Source organism: Actinocrinis sp. (genome assembly GCF_035653575.1).
Classification (GTDB): Bacteria; Actinomycetota; Actinomycetes; order Streptomycetales; family Catenulisporaceae; genus Actinocrinis.
On sequence record NZ_DASRBQ010000009.1, the window covers coordinates 17,654 to 35,220 of the forward strand.

The window sequence follows — 17,567 nt, forward strand, 5'->3', positions numbered from 1 at the left end:
ACACCGTAGTGAGTTCCGAGCGCTTAGTGGAACACACGGTCGAACACGACTGAGTCACATAAGCGCGTCTTGGTGTAATCGAGCACGTAGGAGCCGCCGGCCGTGGCAGGCGCGGCGACCGCCGATCAGATCCAGCCATTGCGCACCGCGTACGCCACCGCCTGCGTGCGGTTGCGCAGGTTCAGCCGGATGGTGAGCGACTGGAGCACGGCCTTGATGGTGCGCTCCGAGTAGGCGAGCTTGATCGCGACCTCGCGGGTGGACAGGCCGTCCGCGATCAGCTTGAGCACGTCGCGCTCCCGCTCGGTCAGCCCGGCGAAGGACAGGCCGCGCGGTTCGAGCGTGGTCCGATTCAGCAGGCTGACCTGGTCGAGCAGATGGCGGACCAGGTCCGGCGGCATGTCGCCCTGGCCCTGCGCCGCCGCCCGCACGACGCGCACGACGCGCTCCGGGCTGGCCTCGGCGCGCCGCAGCACCCCGCACACGCCGGAGCCGACGATTCCGGCCATCGCGCGCGGGTCGAGTTGCCCGACGACGAGGACGACCGGAGTGCCGTCGGCGCGGTGCAGCGCGGTCAGCCAGCGCGTCGCGGGCTCGTCGACGACGTCTGCGATCGCGATCACCACTGCCGCCGCCTCCCCGGCCTCCGCGATCCGCAGCTCGGGGCGCTGGCGCAGCTGCACCAGGATCCCGGCCTCGGAGATCGGGTCCAGCGAGTGCACACGCACCGCGATGCGATACGGACGGCCCGCGAACTGACGCTGCGTCGAAGTCGGGGTGCCGACCGGGTGCGCAGGGTGGAGCGGCGCGGCGGACGGCGTGGCTGACGGTGCGACAGGCGCGATGGTTGAGGTGAGGGACATGGCGACCGCCTCCTGGTATCGAGAACTTGCCCTATACCGGTGAGAGGAGCGGGCGCCCGGAACCCCAACACTTTTTCCGGGAGATTTTTTCTGCGCTCGTGTGCGCACGTTCGTGCGCAGGTCAGCGCCCTGCGGCTGGTCTCGCTGCGCCCATCGGTCTCCGCCCGCTGCGGCCTTCGCGCGGTGCCCGCGCGCAAGAGCATGAGCGGGTGGGGCCGTCCCCACCGCGGCCCCACCCGGCATGTGGCGCGGCTGTGTCCGCGCTCCCCGTCGCTCAGTCCGGCAGGCTCGCCTCCGCCGCCAGCAGCTGGTCGTACGCTGCGACGATCGCCAGTGCGCGCTTGGGCACGGTGATCTCATGGTTATACGACGAGCGCAGCAGGTACCGAGCGAGCGCCGTATGCCACTCCCAGGCGTGAGTGCGGTACTCACCCTCCCCGGACATTCCAGGGCAAAACGCGCGAAGGTTACCGGTTAGCCAATTGAGCGCGGCCAGGGCTGCCGCCGTCCCATCGCCGGTCACCTTGCGCTCGGGCAGATCCGAGGCGTCTTGGCCGGGCGGCCGCGTGACGCCCTCGGCGCGCGGCGTACCTTCGCCAGTCGGCATGTGAGTGAACTGCGTCGCCATGAAATCGGCCGGATCAGGTACCGCTGGCGCCGAGTCCTCGGGCGGATCGAGCAGCGGCTCAAGGCGGCCCAGTCGCGCCGCGACCACGCGCCAGCGCTCGAATCCGGTGAAGAACATCGACTCGGTGGCCGGATCCACGCTGTGCATCAGCAGGTCCACCGCCAGCCGCGCCGGATCGGTCGCCCAGTGTGCGTGCGCGAAGCGGCTCGCGTCGATGACCGCGGGCTCCGGATGGCGCCCCTCGTAGACCAGCACGTTGGTGCCGTGCAGGTGCCCGTGAGAGAACACGCCGTAGGTACGCCTTGCGGCCGTGCGCTGCGCGTCCGCTTCGCCGATCCGGCCTTCCGCCACGAACCCGGTAACCCGCTCGGTCAAGTCCTCGACCAGGGATTCGGCCAGCCGGCAGCCGTCCGGATGCGTGAGCACCGGCGCCAGTTGCTTGACCGCGTGCAGTACCCGGCGCTGCCGGTAGTAGGGGGTGCGCAGGAGATCGGCCGGCGAGTCGATCTCCTGCGCGGTGTCCGCGTACACGCCCCCGAGTCCGTCGGTGAACAAGGCCGCGAACACGTCTTCCACTGCGGCGTCAGATGCGCCGCGCGCCAGCCACTCCCGCAGCGTCAGGGCACTGCCCTCCAACTGCGCGGCCAGCGCATACCAGCCGTTGACCGGACCGACCGGGTACGGCGGTGCCTGCTTGGCCAGAAGCGACTGGCGCAGCATTCCCCACGCCTCCGCGGAGCGCTGTGCCTCCCGCTCCAGCGCGTCTTTATCCAGGCTGACCTTGAGCACGTGATGTGTACGCACGCCGCTGTTGTCCAACGCAGCCGTCACCGCACAAACTGCCGCGCCTGAATAGCCGGTCGCGATGTAACCCAGACTCATGTTGCGTGTGGTGCGGCCCGCTGCTTGCAGGATGCGCGCGTAGAGACGGCACAGCGTCGGTTCGCCGACCGCGTGCACGAAGGTCTGGATGTCCGGGTCGAACTCGTCGTAGGTCACCGCGATCGGCGCGACCGCCCCGGTGTCCAGCAGGTGGTTGTGGATCTCGGTGGCGATCGCGGAGGGGCTGCTCTCCCGAGCCTCGACGCTGAACTCGTACCGCCGCAGCACCCGGTGCGCTCCGCACCGGCGGGCTTCGTCGAGCAGGTCTGGACGGTGGGCCTGGCCGCTGCTGATCGCCAGGATGAACGCGCCGGGGAAGCGCTCGCGGGCGTCGCAGATGAGGTTGAGCCCAGGCTGCGCGGCCGCCGCACCGGCCCCGTCCCGCGCAGCCGCCGGCAGGTCCACGACGATCAGGTCGTAGGCCGCGCCCGGCACCGAGAAGAGTTCGCGCACCCGGCCGGCGTCCTTCGCCGCCGTCCACATCACGTGCCAGCCGAGCTGGGCGAACGGATGGCGCAGGCGCTCGGGCAAGGCGGTGAGGTTGTCCTCGTCCTCATCGATGAGCAAAGCCTGGATGGAGTCCACGGTCACGCGCCCCGCTCCAGACGGCTGTACTCGGCGGCGCCGCTGCGGGCTGCGGCACTGTGCTCGAGGTCGCCGTAATGAACCGCATCGTGATCATCACTGCCGTGATCCTCGACGCCGTTCTGCTCGCCGCCATCGCGTTCCGCGACGTGGAGTTCGATTGCCCGACGCTCGGCGGTCGAGCGTTCGAAGACGGAGTGCTCGCCGCTGTCGCTGTCGAGCGGCGCGCCGGACCAGGGTCGCAGCGCAATGACCGCCTCGTAAGTCCAGCCGTCGGTGCTCAGTGCCCGGCCGGTCAGCCAGCCGCCGAACGGCCGCAGCGCGCGGGCCAACGCCGCCAGACCGCGCCCGGGCTCCGGACCCGGCAGTGCCCCGGAGTTGCAGATGACCAGCTGCACGCCGTCCGGCGCGGGACGGCGGATGCTCACCTCGAACAGGGGCTCGTCGTCGTCAGCGTCCTCATCGGCGGCGAAACGGCACCGCGCGTTGTCCAGCACGTGCCCGACCACCTCGGCGAGCAGGTCGCGCGGGCAGAACACGGGCACGGCCAGATCGCCGGAAAGCTTCGTCGTGGCGCTCAGCCCGCGCTCCTCGACGGCGGCGTGCACGACGTCGCCGACCAGAGCCGGGACCGACCGCACCAAGTGCACCAGCTGCGCCGGCGAGTCCGTACCCGGCCGGTGCGTGGCGAACAACGCGTTGTACCACCAGCCGATCCGGTCCAGCAGATCCCGCCGCTGCGCCCGCCACCGGCCGTCCTCCGGACGCCTCGGCTCCCGAACCAGGCTGCTGAGACGCTCGGAGAGCCCGAGCAGACCCGCCGCGCTCGCGCCGGACAGCTCGACGAACCGCTCCTGATCCCGCCGCCCGAGCAGCTCGGCAGCGTAGTCCCCGGCCAGGATCTCGCGCAGCCTGGGCAGGAAGGCCAGCACTCGCTCCTCGACCAGCCGCGTGCACTCCCGCAGGTCCGCCTCGGCCGCCGCGGTCCGCTCCCGGCTCGGCTCGGCGACCTGCAGGTCCTCGACGAAGTCGCGCACCCGCAGCAGCCGCGACTCGAAGCGGTGCCGCAGCGCCGCCTCACACCACTGCGCGGACAGCCGAGCCCAGGCCTCGCGCGGGTCGTCGAGCCGGGGCCGCGGCTTGAGCTCGGTCAGCAGGATCAGCTGCCTGATGACGTGCACGTAGTCCTCGGCCAGCGGCCGGTCCAGATCCACTCGCGCGTCCTCGAGGTACTCGCGGCAGCGAATCAGGCTCTTGCGCAGCTCGCCGAGATCGACCGGCGAGTCATGCCGCGGCCGGCGCGCCAGGCGGTACGCCTCCAGGCAGACCTGATCGACGACGACCGGCTCGTCCACGCCCAGCTCGATCAGATCGGGCAGCACCGCGGCGAAGCGGTCCGGAGCGGCGGCGGCCAGCACCATCACGGCCTGCGCGCGCAGCCACGGCGGCTCGGGCGCCGGATTGTCCAGCTCGTCGAGACAGCAGCGGGCCAGCTGCTCGCGCGCGGCGCCATAGCGCAGCGGCGGCAGCTTGAGCCAGCCGCGCTCGGCGGCCAACAGCCTGGTCAGCCCGCGGCGGCCCCACACCGAGTCCGGCGAGGACTGATTGAGCGCGGCGATCCGGTCCAACACCTCCTGGCGCGCTCCGGTGTCGTGCAGCGCCCGGCGCAGCTGTCCGCGCCACCGCAGGTAATCGATCGCGTCGTCGCCAAGCAGCGGAACCCCGAACAGGTCGGCCGGGGCGCTCTCGAACAGCTCCTCGCGGCGCCGCGGCCGCAGCAGTTCGTCCAGTCGGTCCACGTGCCGGCGCAGCCGCAGCGGCGCCTCGGCCACGTCCGCGTATTTCTCGCGCGTGGCGCACACGCCGCATTCGTGGGCGCCCAGGCCGCCGATGCTCGTCGCGCTGATGAACTGGACCGCGACCGGGATGTCGGAGCCGCGGGTCGCGCGGGTGCCGGTCGGTTCCGCCGAGACGGCACTCAGCGACGCCAGCAGCCCGCTGTCATGCTCGGGCAGCAGATCCAGCAGTACCACCGCCACGATCCGCTCGGCGCCGGCTCGTACCGCATGCCGGATCAGCGCTTGCAACGTGCGGCCGGTGCGCGCCGAATAATCCACGATCAGCAGCGTGCGCGGGCGCGGCGGCTGTTCCTGGCCGGAGGAGTTCGACCAGACCGCTCCGTGGCTTAGGTGCTGGATGCCGACCGGCGCGCTGACGCTTTGCCCGCCCTCCGAAAGCCGCGTCCGGGCCGCGTGCGCGAGCAGCCCGGCTTTCGACCGTTTCTCGCCGGGATACCAGATCTGGATCGCGTCTTCGGGCCGCCCCGGATCGGCGCGATGATGCACCCGGGCGAGACCGCGCTGGATGGCGTCGACCAGGACGTCCGTGATGCGTGTGCGGGCGTCGTCGCGGCGGAACATCCGCTCCAGGTCGATCGAGGCGCTCGCGTGCATCCGCCGCGGGTACTCGATGTGCCCGATCCGCAGCGCGCCGGCCGGCGACTCCGGCTGCGGCGCGCACCAGTACAGCAGCTCCTCTTCGCTCATCGGCAGCCGCTCGGGTGCGCGCGCGGGAGCCGGGCGCAGCGAGACCGGGTCGATGTCGACGATGGCGGGAGGCGCGCCCGCGCCCGGAACAAGGGCCTGCAGGCGATGCATGCGGCCCACCCGCTCCGACTGCTCGGCCTGGCCGGCCTCGAGGTCGATTTCGGCCAGCGCGACGACCGGGATCTCCCGGTTCAGCACCTTGATCCGCCCGCGCTTGACCCGCGCGTCGACCGCGCACGCGATGACCACGGGCTCGGCGTGCTCGACGATCTCCGCCACCGCGCGCCGCACCGTGTTCTCGGTGAGGATCAGATCCGCGCACAGCACCACGCGCGCCTCGCCGGGCACGTCCCCGGCGGTCGGCCAGCCGCCGCGATCATGCTCGGAACTCGCCGGATAGGTCCGATCACCGAGGGCCAGGCATTCGCTCAACCGCGTCGCCAGACGCGGCGGGCAGGTATGCGTTGGAGCGACCATGACCGGGCCGCGGCTCGGCGGCAGCGCGGCCAGTTCCGCCTGCACCGCGCGGGCGAGGGTGAACGCGGCCACGTCGAAACCGATCGTGCCGTCGAGCAGCCGGCCGACGTCCAGCCAGCGGTTCGTCACGGCGAGCGTGGGCGTGCGGAACATGCCACGGCGCACGCCCTTGCCGTGGCGGGCGGCCTCAGCGCTCAGTTCGCGCTGGGACGCGTCTGTCAGCGTGCTAAGGATGTGCAGCGGCGAGAGCAGCAGGATCAGGCTCTCACCCTCGACCGAGACCAGGTGCTTCTGATTGCGCAGGAAGCGCTCGAACTCCTCGCCCGACCCGCCCGCGCTCAGCCAGCGCTCGCGCGCCTCACCTACCAGCGAGACGCCGCCGACGCTGGTCAACAGCTCCAGCACGGCGCGCACCGGCGCCGAGCCGCCGTGCCACAGTGGTCGGCCCTGAGCGCCGACCACCAACATGGCTCCGGCAGCGTGCCTGCCGTTCTTACCGCCCTTCTCGCCGCCGCCTTTCTCGGGGCCCGGCTTCTCGGGACCCGCTTTATCCGGACCGGCAGTACCGGTGCCGTGCGCTTCCCCTCCTGGAACGCACGACTCCAGTACCTGCCAGGTGAGGTCCGGGAACACCGCCGCCACCGCCGCGCGCTCGGCGCCCTGCGCGAGGAAGTCCAGCGCCTGGCGTACCGATTCGCGGACGTTGCCGGCGGAACCCGGCCCAGCGTCGATCTCGCCGCCGAGCGAGACCGTGACCACAACCCCCGACGTGCGCGTACCCGAGATGCCGAGGCCGCCGCGGGTGCGAGAGATCGCCGCGGCGTACGCCGACCGATCCGCATCCGTGAGCCCTTGCCGCGGATCGAGCGCGCAGCCGAGCCAGCTCAGCCGGTGCGGCCGGTGTAACGCCGGATGGCCGCTCCAGTGCCCGGTGGGCGCGGCGAACCGCGGACCGACCGGCACGGTCGCCTCGAACAGCGTCTCGGGTGCGCCGCTGCCGCCGGCCACCAGGTGCAGCACCCGGCTCGCCCCCAGCTCCGGATCCGCCGGGAAGGCGGCGAACGCCGCTTCGCCGAACGCGCTGCCCGCGAAGTCGGGCCGGGCGAACGGATCCTCAGGTCCCGGCGGGTGGCCGCGGTCGAACAGCTGCCCGCCGACCAGCACGCGCGGGGTTCCGGGACTGCGTGACGCGGCCAGCCTGGCCGCGTTGTCGATCAGCTCGGCCAGGACCGTTTCACTGATCGCGCGTGCGTCGGCGGCCGAGAGGCCGAGGTCACTGAGTCCCTGCTCAACGGCGATGTACCGCGCGGCGCCGCGTAGGCCCGCGCCCTCCACCGGCTGAAGCCACTGTAACGGCAGCAACCTGCGCCGGTGGCCCACCGGCTCGACGGCCTGCTCACTACGGCCGGCCGCCACGTCCCCGGACGGTAGCTCATCGATTTCCTCCCCTTGTCCCGCGGCCCCGGCACCCCGCACTCGCACGGCATCCACCGGCCAGTGCGGCGCCTCCCGGAAACCGGCCTGCCGCATGAAGGCCCGCGCCTGGCCACGTCTGCCGGCCCGGTGCCTCGTGCGCCGCGTGCGAGACCAGGAGTCCGAGATCGCGCCGCCCGACCGCGCTTCCCGCTCCGGCAGGTCCCGCCCGCCCTGTTCCGACTGCCCCACTTCATGCGCGGGCAGCGTCACCGTCGCGCCCACCCCGGCCGCGACGGCCGCGTCCAGCAGCAGCAGCGCCCTGGCCAGCACGCCGAACTCCACATGTTCGACCCTGCCGAAGTCCAGGTGCGGACCCCCGCGTGCGAAACCCCCGAGCCCGCCGCCCTCGCCGGCCGCCGCCCCTTCCGGGGCGTCGATCTCGGTGACCCAGGCGGCTGTACTCAGCACCGGGGGAAATCGGAACTCGGTCATCCGCCACTCTGCGTACTCGATACGGAGCCTGCTCGGCCGCGGGCGGCGCCCGTGTCCTCCACGGCCGCCTTGCGATGCCTCGCGCGGGTCCTACAGTGACATGGGTCACCTCGGAAACAGCCCCGGAGTCGGACACGGTCGGACAGCGACGGACACGGGCGGCCGAAAGGGCAGTCCCGTTCCCCCATTTGGCGGAGTCCGGTCAAAGACCGCTCGCGGACCGCGATTTCCGCTGGCGACGGTTACCCTGACGGAGCGTTACGTCAGTTCACGGACAGGGCGGCAGATGGATCGGCTGGGCGGCGGCGCCTCCTTTCCCGAGGATCTGGGGCTCCGGAACCTGGAGACCCTGGAGGACCTCGGCGATTCGCTGCGCCGATTGCGCCGCAGATATGCGCGGCGCCGTAGCGACGCCTTGTTGTCCTATCGGTATTTGGCGGAGAAAACCGGTTACGCGCACGGCGTGATCGGCGGTTATTTCTCCGGCAAGGTGCTGCCGCCGCCGGACAAACTCGACGTCATCGTCGTACTGCTGGGCGCGGACAGCTCCGAACGACTCGCCTTCGCGGCCGCGCGAGACGCGATCGAGGAGCGCCGCCGCCGTCCGTCCGAGTCCGCCCCAGGCTCGGCGGCGGGCGCCGGGGGAGCGAATGGACACGGCGGATCGCATTCGCCTGGCGCCGGCCGCTCCCCTACCCCAGCCGCCGCGGCGAGCAGTTACCTCTACGACCTGCTCACAAGGCCGGGCCGTTACCGCACGCAGTGGCGCTCGTTGCTTGTCCCAGGTAAGGGCGCGGTCGACGCGATTGCCGAGGTGATCGCCCGCTCGCTGGCCGATCGCGGAGCCGAGGACGCGGACCAGGACCTGGTGAAGCTGCGCGGCAGGGTCTCCCGCGCGCTGGCCGGCAACAGCCCGGACACGGTGCTGAGCAGCGCCACCCTCAATTGGTTCGCGGACGCCTTCGATATCGCCCCCGACGACGCGGACCGGCTGCGGTTTCTGCACGCGGGTTCGTCGAGCATCCGCTATGTGCGCGGCGATGCGCAGGAGACCGACCTGCCGATCTTCGACGCGCCACCGGCGCGTCACCGCACGGTGGACCTGCGCGAGTACCACTACCTCGGTCCGGACGGTCTGCCGGTGCAGCACCGTACCGATCAGGTCCTCGAGGCGACCGAGGACGGCCTCGACCGGTACACGTACATGGTCGACACGAACATGCTGACTCTCGATGTACAGACCGGCGGCGTCCCCGGCCTGCCGTACCAGCTACGCGCGCGAGACGGCAACGTGTACCACGCGATTGACATCCTGCTTGAGCGCCCGCTGCCGCGCGGCGCCACGGCGGTGCTCAACTACACCGCGACCTTTCGTTACGAGGAGGCTCCGCCCACCGAGATGCGGCGGGTGTTTCGCCGCAAGGTCGACAACTACCTGCTGTGGATCCACTTCCACCCGGACATGGTGCCGAGCAAGCTGTGGTGGGCGGAGTGGAACGGCGTGGTCAACAGCTCGATCACGCACCGTGAACCGATGACGCTCAATTCGTCGAACGAGGCGCACCGCTTCCTGGAGGGTGGTGTCGCGCAGGCCGTGGTCGGTTTCTACTGGGAGTGGTGACGAGCCGACTCAGCCGCAGGCCCGACGCGTGGACGGGATCGGACGCGTCGGCGTTTTCCTGTCCGGGGTCGGAATTGTCGGAGGTCTGCTCCACACTGGCGGTATGTGCAGAAGCATCAAGACCCTTCGCCCGCCGATGACCCTGGACGTCGGCGAGGAGGACGTCCGGGCCGCGGCGCTCCAGTACGTCCGCAAGGTCTCCGGGTTCCGGGCCCCCGCCGCGCACAACCGCGCCGCGTTCGACGAGGCGGTCGAGACGATCGCCGCGGCTACCGCGCAACTGCTTGACGCCTTGGAGGTGCGTGGCGCGACGAGCCGAGCCACCGCGCCGTCCTGAGTAGTCGCCGTCGCCTTGAGTCGTCGCCTTGGTCGGATCACCTTTGACAGCATGGATCCGAGCCGGTAAGAACGAGCGGCCGAATCCGATTCAAGGTTCTTCGATTGTGGGGGAACGTGGCTACTTGCCCGCATTGCGGCGAAACGGTGCCGGACGGCGCGACGGCGTGCAGTCATTGCGGGGCCGCGCTCACCCAGGGTCGGCCTGAACCGCAGGAACAGATACCGGCCCAGTCACAGCCCCAGACGGCTCAAGCTGCGCCGTCGGATCCGGAACCGGGCGCCGCTGCGGCCGCCCCGGGCGTCGACACGTCCGGCCTGAGCTACCCGCCACCGGCCGGCTACGAGACCGCTTCCGCCGCCGATCCGACCGCGGGTCCCGCTGCCAGCGCCACCTCGGACCCCGCCGCCAGCCCCACTCCGGGTCCCGGCGCCAGCCCAGCCTCGGGCGCCGCCGCGGCCGATCCGACCGCGGGCACCGGTGCCGAAGCCTTCGGATCTTCCGGACCCAGCTACACGCCCCCACCCACCTACTCGCCGCCCCCCACCTACCAAGCCCCTCCGGTCTTCGCCGCGCCGCCCGACGGCGCTCCCGCGCCCATCCCGCTCTTCCGCCCGGCACTGGTCGGCCGCGCCGACCTGCTCGCCGTGCTCCGCGACGCGATCGCGCCGCTGGTCATCGCGCTGCTCGCGACTTTCGGCGTGGTGGTCGGCCTCGCCTGGCTGGCCAGCCCGACCGGCCACGGCGGCTTCCGCGACTGGTTCACCAGCACCGTGATCCTCGTCGCCGGAGCGCTCGGCGCACCCACGGACCTGAACGTCGGCGGCACTCCGGTCAGCGACTCGAGCCTCGGCGGGTCCATCTTCGGCTCCTTCGCCCTCAACCTGAGCCTGACGATCAGCCTGACCGTCTGGACGATCACGCTTCTGCTGTTCTTCCTCTGGATGCGCCGCGGCCGGCGCAGCGAGGCCGCCGCCCCCAGCGCCTCGCCGCTGCAACTGGTCGCCCGCTCGGCGCTGCCCGCGCTCAGCGTCAGCGTGGTGCTGCTCGTGCTCGCCCTGGTCAGCAACGCCTCCGACGTGTTCAACCTGGTCGGCAGGCTCAACGGCAGCGTCGGCGGCGGGCTCACGCAGCAGCCGGGCGGCACGGATCCGTTCGGCGGCGGCGGTACCGACCCGTTCGGCGGCAGTGGCGGCGGATCGGGCACTGGAGGTTCGGGCGCCGCGCTGACCCTCGGCACGGCGAGCGATGCCACCAACGGCCTGCACTCCTCGATCGGCGTCTCGCCCGGCTGGGTGTTCCTCGGCCCGCTGCTCATCGCGTTCGCCGCGTTCCTGATCGGCCGGCTGACCACCGTCGCGCGTCGTCCGGTCGGCGACCCCGGTGGCGAGTGGATCAGGAAGCTGATCGGACCGTGGCGCGGCAGCGCGCGGATCGTCTGGACCCAGCTGCGCGCGGTCGGCCTGCTGGCCGGACTCGTGGTCCTGGTGTACGCCGAGTACGAACTGCTGACGGCCGACGGTTCGAGCGGCCGTGCGAAGGCGGCGCAGGCGATCGCCGCGGTGCTCCTGCTGCCGAACCTGATGATCGGCGGCGCGCTGAGCGGATTCTGCGTCAGCCTGTCCGACGGCGTGACCCCCGGGCTGACCGGCGCCCGCGCCGACGAGATCGGCCTGTTCGGCAACAGCCGGCCCTGGCTGATCTACCTGCTGATCCTCGCCGCCCTCATCGGTTCCGCGCTGCCGTGGTTCCTGGTACGCACCCGCCGGAGGGTGGTGAACCCAGCCGCGTTCGCCCCGGTCCAGGCCTGGCGGGCCGCGCTGCTCGGCGCGATAGCGGGCCTGGTGGTGACGCTGCTCGGCGAGCTGTCGATGTCTGGCTCATCCGGGCTCGGATCCCTCGGCATCCCGACTGAGGCCGGCCTGACGTACAGCGTGTTCGGCGCCGTCATCGCGGGCGCGCTCTGGTGCACCGCCGCATACCTCGCGCTCGCCTTCCTGGTCACCCCGCGCGGACCTCGGGAGGCCGCGCAGATCCCGCAGCCTGGCGGCTCCAGCTACGTGCACAACTGGCCGGGTGCGCAACCGCAGCCGCAGGCGGCGCCGCAAGCCACCCCGCAGTTCCAGGGCGCAACACAGGCCACACCGCAAACCCAGGGCGCGCCGCAACCCGAGGCTGCGCCGCGACCCCAGGCAGCCACCGCGCAACCAGAAGCGCAGCCGTCCGGACCGGCAGTCGCGCCGCCGACAGCATCCGCCGCGGAGGGCCCATCACCTGAGTGACCCGCTGACTCCATCGGCCGCAGAAGGCCCGTCACCCGACCGACCCACCGACCCGCGGGCGCGCCGGGCTTGTGAACGGCTGTTGCTGGAGCGATTCTCTGCTTGTGCAGGCTCACACCTGAATCGTGGCTGTCAGCGGCCACGTCCTGCCGCTTGAGGGAGCCGCCCCATGGCCGAGGTGACAGCGGGGACCGCCGGAAACCGTGACAGCACCGTCGAATCCGAACCGGCCGCAGGCAAGGGCCTGCGGCCCGGCGCTTTGGGGCTGATCTCCAGCATCGTGATCGGCACGGCCTCGGTCGCGCCCGCCTACAGCCTCGCCGCCACGCTCGGCTTCGTGGTCGCCGCGGTCGGGCTCCAGTCCCCGATCGTGATGATCCTCGCCTTCGTCCCCATGTTCCTGATCGCGTTCGGCTACCAGGGCCTCAACGAGGCCGACCCGGACTGCGGCACCACCTTCACCTGGGGCGCCCGCACCTTCGGCCCGCGCACCGGCTGGCTCGGCGGCTGGGCCATCATCGCCGCCGACATCATCGTCATGGCGAACCTGGCCCAGATCGCCGGCGGCTACGGCTTCCAGCTGGTCGGCGCGAACGGCCTGGCGGCGAGCAAGGGCTGGACCGAGGTGGCCGGCCTGATCTGGATCGTGCTGATGACCGTGATCTGCTATATCGGCATCGAGGTCTCCGTCTGGCTGCAGCGCGTCCTGCTCAGCGTCGAGCTGCTGATGCTGCTCGTGCTCTCCATCGTCGCGCTGACGAAGGTGTACGGCGGCAGCGCACCGGCCGGCGCGATCCACGTCTCCGCGTCCTGGTTCAACCCGTTCGACATCGGCTCGTTCACCGCCCTCACCTCCGGCCTGCTGCTCGCCGTCTTCATCTACTGGGGCTGGGACACCGCGGTGTCGATCAACGAGGAGACCAAGGACAGCGCACGAACGCCTGGCCGCGCCGCCGTGCTCTCCACGATCCTGCTGCTGGTGACGTACGCGCTGGTCACCGTCTCAGCTCAGGCGTTCGCCGGCGTCGGCGACAAGGGCTCGGGGCTGGCGAACCCGGACAACTCCGGCGACGTCCTGTCCGGCCTCGGCACCTCGGTCTTCGGCTCGGCCGGCCTCGGCTGGTTCCTCAGCAAGCTGCTGGTGTTCATGGTGCTGACCTCGGCCTCCGCCTCGACGCAGACCACGATCATGCCGACCGCGCGCACCGCCCTCTCGATGGCCTCGCACAAGGCCATCCCGTCGCACTTCGCCCGGGTCCACCCGCGCTTCCAGACCCCGACCTGGTCCACCGTCGGCATGGGCCTGGCCTCGATCGCGTTCTACGCCGGGCTGACCAAGATCAGCAACAACGTGCTCTCGGACTCGATCCTCTCGCTCGGCCTAGCGATCGCCTTCTACTACGGCCTGACCGGCCTGGCCTGCTTCTGGTACTACCTGCCGCTCGTACGCCGCGGCCGGCAGTACGGCAAAACCCTGTGGCTGCGCTGCGTATTGCCGCTGCTCGGCGCGTTGATCCTGTTCGCGTTCTTCGGCTACGCCTGCCATGTCTATTGGGCGGCTGACTACGGCTCGACCTACTGGACGCTGCCGTTCGCGCCGCACTGGGCGATCGGCGGGGTGTTCCTCACCGGCATCGGCGCGCTCGTACTCGGCATCCCGCTGATGCTGATCTACCGGTTCGTGCGGCCCGGCTTCTTCCGCGGCGAGACGATCCCGAAGTCGAACGCGCTGACCGAGCGGCCGGTGCAGGAGGAGCCAGAGCCGGAGGCGGTGTAGCAGGGCAGTGGTGTAGCGGCGTCGCGGCGAACGCGCTATCCGCAGGTGATTCAGGTCGCAGCGTGGTTGGGCTGAACCCAGTCGAAGGTCCGCTCCACGGCGCGCCGCCAGTTCGAGTACTCGCTCTCGCGGCGCGCCGGGTCCATCGCCGGGAGCCACTGCGCCGCCCGATGCCAGTTGCGGCGCAGGCCCTCGAGGTCCGGCCAGTAGCCGACCGCGAGACCCGCCGCGTAGGCCGCGCCGAGCGAGACCGTCTCGGCGATCATCGGCCGCACCACCGGGGCGTCCAGCACGTCCGCGAGGAACTGCATCAGCAGGTTGTCTGCGGTCATCCCGCCGTCGACCTTGAGCGTGGTCAGTTCGAGCCCTGAGTCGGCGTTCATCGCGTCCACCACCTCGCGGGTCTGCCAGCCGGTGGCCTCCAGCACCGCGCGGGCCAGGTGGCCCTTGGTGATGTACGAGGTCAGACCCACGATGATGCCGCGCGCCCCGCTGTGCCAGTGCGGCGCGTAGAGCCCGGAGAAAGCCGGGACGATGTAGCAGCCGCCGTTGTCCTCGACCGTGCGCGCCAAGGTCTCGATCTCCGGGGCACTGGAGATCAGCCCGAGGTTGTCGCGGAACCACTGCACCAGCGCGCCGGTTATCGCGATCGACCCCTCCAGCGCGTAGGCGGCGGGTTCCGCCCCGATCCGGTAGCCGACCGTGGTCAGCAGGCCGTGGGTCGAGCGCACCGGGGTGCCGCCGGTGTTGAGCAGCAGGAAGCTGCCGGTGCCGTACGTGCACTTCGCCTCGCCCCGCGCGAAGCAGGTCTGGCCGAACAGCGCCGCCTGCTGGTCGCCGAGCGCCGCCGCGATCCGCACGCCGCGCACCGCGCGCTTCGCCGTGCCGTAGACCTCCGCCGAGGAGCGGATCTCGGGCAGCATCGCGGCCGGAACGCCGAAGAAGTCCAGCAGTTCCTTGTCCCATTGCAGGGTACGAAGATCCATCAGCAGCGTCCGGCTGGCGTTGGTCACGTCGGTGACGTGCACGCCGCCGTCCACGCCGCCGGTCAGATTCCACACCACCCAGCTCTCCATCGTGCCGAACAGCACGTCGCCGCGCTCGGCCCGCTCGTAGAGGCCCGGGGTGTGATCCAGCAGCCAGCGGATGCGCGGCGCGGAGAAGTAGGTCGCCAGCGGCAGCCCGGTGCGCTCGAGCACGATGCCGGCGTCCGGGCGCTCGGCGAACTCGGCGACCAGCTCGTCGGTGCGGGTGTCCTGCCAGACCACGGCCCGGCCGATGGGCATGCCGGTGCGCCGGTCCCAGAGCACCGAAGTCTCCCGCTGGTTGGCGATGCCGATCGCGGCCACCTGGTCGGCGCCGGCCCCGACCCGGTGCAGCGACTCGCGCGCGACATGCTCGAGGTTGCGCCAGATCTCCATGGCGTCGTGCTCGACCCAGCCCGGTCGCGGGTAGAACTGCCGGTGCTCGCGCTGCGCCACCGACACCAGCCGGCCGCCCTGGTCGAACAGGATCGCGCGGGTCGAACCGGTGCCCTGGTCGATGGACATCACGTACTGCGCGACCATCGCTGAACCTTTCGATACCTGATGCCGCTGCTGGAAACCCGTGTGGGAAGCGCTAACCGGGTCGTTACCAACGACCGGCGCCGAGGTCCCTCGAGATGGCCCTCGCCGCGTTCTGCACGAAGGCCACCAGCCCCGGATCCGCCCGGTCCGCGAGCGGGCACAACCGCTCCACCGCCCCGGCGATGCTGATCGCCCCGACCACCAGGCCGCCATAGCCGCGGATCGGCGCCGCGATCGAGGCCTGGCCAGGGGTGAACTCCTCCACCTCCACTGCCCAGCCCAGCTCGCGCACCTGCCCGATCGCCCGGTTCAGCGCCTCGGCGGTCACCAGGGTGCGCCGGGTGAACCACTCCAGGTCCTCGTCCTTGACCTGCGAGGCCACGTCCGCGTCGTAGGCCAGCAGCACCTTGCCGAGCGCGGTGGCGTGCAACGGCAGCAGCGAGCCGACGTCCAGGGTCTGCAGCGAGTCGTCCGGCCGGAACACGTGGTGCACGACCAGCACCTTGCCGTCCAGCGGGGTGCCGATGCGCACCGCCTCCCCGCTGCGCGAGGCCAGCGCGTCCGCCCAGTTGATCGCGCGGGACCGCAGGTCGTTGACGTCCAGGTAGCTGGTGCCCAGGTGCAGCAGGGTCGCGCCGAGCTGGTACTTGCCGCTGGCCTTGTCCTGCTCCACGAAGCCCACGCCCTGCAGCGTGCGCAGAATGCCGTGCGTCGTGCCCTTCGCCAGGCCGAGCGAGGTGGCTATCTCGCCGACGCCGAGGCGCCCGGAGCCGCGGGCGAGCAGCCGAAGGATGGCGGCGGCGCGTTCGATCGACTGCACGGGTCCCGGCATGGCAGAGATGGTAGCTGGTCGGACGTGGTTCGACTATGTCGAATGGCAGTGCCGCGTCACAACGAGAGTCCGGCCGAAGCCCTCGGCAGGAGCGCGCCGCTCGTGTTACCGCCATGCTGCGAAACGGTACTTCACCACGCGCCAGGTGACCAGAGTTCGGCAATGTCGAACGGCGTACGTTGACTGGGCCGTTCGGCCTACCTAGTTTCACGACTATCGGCCTTCGAGCGATCCTCCACCACCGCCGGAGCGCCGATCCGGCTTCGCACCCCAGCCGCGGAGCGTTACGCGATCGCGGCTGCGGTGCCCGGCTGTGTTACAAGGTGCGCGTCTCAAGGAGGAGACATGGGAAGGTTGCGGGCCAAGGGGCTTCTGGGCGAACTGGCTGCCGAGTTCGCCGGCACGCTGATCCTCATACTCATCGGTGTCGGTGTCGTGGCGCAGGTCGTCGCCGGCGGCATCGGCAACCACGACAGCATCGCCTGGGCCTGGGGCCTCGGCGTCATCCTCGGCGTCTACGTCGCCGGACGGATCAGCGGGGCGCACCTGAACCCGGCGGTCACCGTGGCCCTCGCGGCCTTCGGCGGCTTCTCCTGGCGCAAGGTGCTCCCTTACTCACTCGCCCAGACGCTCGGAGCGTTCGTCGCCGCGCTGCTGGTGCGCTGGAACTACACCGAGGTGCTCGGCAAGCTCGACCCCGGCCACACCATCAAGACCCAGGGCGTCTTCAGCACCCTGCCGGGCAACGGCGCGCTGCCGGTGCACCTGTGGGGCGGCTTCCGGGACCAGGTCATCGGCACCGCGATCCTGCTGTTCCTGGTGCTCGCCGTCACCGACCTGCGCAACAACTCGCCGCTCGCCAACATGGCCCCGGTCGTCGTCGGCCTGATCGTGGTCGCCATCGGCATGGCCTGGGGCACCGACGCGGGCTACGCGATCAACCCGGCGCGTGACTTCGGTCCCCGGCTCGCCTCGTTCTTCACCGGCTACGGAACCGCCTTCCGCGACCAGTACGGCGATCTGTACTTCTGGGTGCCCATCGTCGCCCCGATCATCGGCGGCCTGATCGGCGCCGGCCTCTACAAGGTCCTGATCGGCCGCTTCCTGCCCGGCCCGACCGAGCCCGACGCGGTCGTCGAGGAAGCCGAGCAGCGGCTGCGGGAGAGTCAGCCCGCGTAGCAGAGGGCTGCGTAGTAGAAGTGCAGCAGCGCCAGCAATCCAACGCCATCACAACGCGGTGAGAACTTTGAGAAAGGCGGCA

Annotated in this window: 10 protein-coding genes; 5 read left to right on the forward strand and 5 right to left on the reverse strand. The window is 71.0% G+C overall.

The window, feature by feature from the left end:
- Positions 1 to 125 precede the first annotated feature (125 nt).
- From VFA06_RS01485 to VFA06_RS01495, 3 genes are all read right to left on the reverse strand, one after another.
- Complete coding sequence (locus tag VFA06_RS01485) at positions 126 to 863, reverse strand: response regulator transcription factor (protein ID WP_324838506.1); 738 nt, start codon at positions 861 to 863, stop codon at positions 126 to 128.
- A gap of 274 nt (positions 864 to 1,137) precedes the next feature.
- Positions 1,138 to 2,964: a hypothetical protein gene (locus VFA06_RS01490; RefSeq protein WP_324838507.1), complete on the reverse strand. Its 1,827-nt coding sequence runs from the start codon at positions 2,962 to 2,964 to the stop codon at positions 1,138 to 1,140.
- A complete protein-coding gene (locus VFA06_RS01495) occupies positions 2,961 to 7,865 on the reverse strand; it encodes a hypothetical protein (RefSeq protein ID WP_324838508.1) in 4,905 nt (1,634 codons plus the stop codon). Before VFA06_RS01495 ends, VFA06_RS01490 begins: the two co-directional genes overlap by 4 nt.
- Positions 7,866 to 8,175: 310 nt before the next feature.
- Here VFA06_RS01495 and VFA06_RS01500 point away from each other — a divergent pair, with 310 nt between their 5' ends.
- From VFA06_RS01500 to VFA06_RS01515, 4 genes are all read left to right on the forward strand, one after another.
- The gene (locus VFA06_RS01500) at positions 8,176 to 9,510 is read left to right on the forward strand and encodes a helix-turn-helix transcriptional regulator (RefSeq protein WP_324838509.1); all 1,335 of its coding nucleotides are present in this window, start codon (positions 8,176 to 8,178) and stop codon (positions 9,508 to 9,510) included.
- A gap of 103 nt (positions 9,511 to 9,613) precedes the next feature.
- Positions 9,614 to 9,847, forward strand: a complete 234-nt coding sequence (locus tag VFA06_RS01505; protein ID WP_324838510.1) for a DUF2277 domain-containing protein — start codon at positions 9,614 to 9,616, stop codon at positions 9,845 to 9,847.
- Between the two features lie 116 nt (positions 9,848 to 9,963).
- Entirely contained in the window at positions 9,964 to 12,129 is a 2,166-nt protein-coding gene (locus VFA06_RS01510; RefSeq protein WP_324838511.1) for a zinc ribbon domain-containing protein, read from the forward strand.
- Between the two features lie 169 nt (positions 12,130 to 12,298).
- On the forward strand, positions 12,299 to 13,906 hold the full coding sequence (locus VFA06_RS01515; RefSeq protein WP_324838512.1) for an APC family permease: 1,608 nt from the start codon (positions 12,299 to 12,301) through the stop codon (positions 13,904 to 13,906).
- 50 nt (positions 13,907 to 13,956) lie between these two features.
- On the opposite strand, the gene glpK is transcribed toward VFA06_RS01515, so the two are convergent.
- Both glpK and VFA06_RS01525 read right to left on the reverse strand, forming a co-directional pair.
- The gene (gene glpK, locus VFA06_RS01520; RefSeq protein ID WP_324838513.1) at positions 13,957 to 15,474 is read right to left on the reverse strand and encodes a glycerol kinase GlpK; all 1,518 of its coding nucleotides are present in this window, start codon (positions 15,472 to 15,474) and stop codon (positions 13,957 to 13,959) included.
- 64 nt (positions 15,475 to 15,538) lie between these two features.
- Positions 15,539 to 16,306, reverse strand: a complete 768-nt coding sequence (locus VFA06_RS01525; RefSeq protein ID WP_324838514.1) for an IclR family transcriptional regulator — start codon at positions 16,304 to 16,306, stop codon at positions 15,539 to 15,541.
- A 345-nt stretch (positions 16,307 to 16,651) separates the two neighbouring features.
- On the opposite strand from VFA06_RS01525, the gene VFA06_RS01530 reads away from it, so the two are divergent.
- A complete protein-coding gene (locus tag VFA06_RS01530; protein WP_324838515.1) occupies positions 16,652 to 17,485 on the forward strand; it encodes an MIP/aquaporin family protein in 834 nt (277 codons plus the stop codon).
- Positions 17,486 to 17,567 lie beyond the last annotated feature (82 nt).

Coding starts and splice junctions, on each gene's coding strand:
- VFA06_RS01530 (WP_324838515.1), top strand. CDS start 16,652: ATGGGAAGGTTGCGGGCCAAGGGGCTTCTGGGCGAACTGGCTGCCGAG.
- VFA06_RS01515 (WP_324838512.1), top strand. CDS start 12,299: ATGGCCGAGGTGACAGCGGGGACCGCCGGAAACCGTGACAGCACCGTC.
- VFA06_RS01485 (WP_324838506.1), bottom strand. CDS start 863: ATGTCCCTCACCTCAACCATCGCGCCTGTCGCACCGTCAGCCACGCCG.
- VFA06_RS01500 (WP_324838509.1), top strand. CDS start 8,176: ATGGATCGGCTGGGCGGCGGCGCCTCCTTTCCCGAGGATCTGGGGCTC.
- glpK (WP_324838513.1), bottom strand. CDS start 15,474: ATGGTCGCGCAGTACGTGATGTCCATCGACCAGGGCACCGGTTCGACC.
- VFA06_RS01505 (WP_324838510.1), top strand. CDS start 9,614: ATGTGCAGAAGCATCAAGACCCTTCGCCCGCCGATGACCCTGGACGTC.
- VFA06_RS01525 (WP_324838514.1), bottom strand. CDS start 16,306: ATGCCGGGACCCGTGCAGTCGATCGAACGCGCCGCCGCCATCCTTCGG.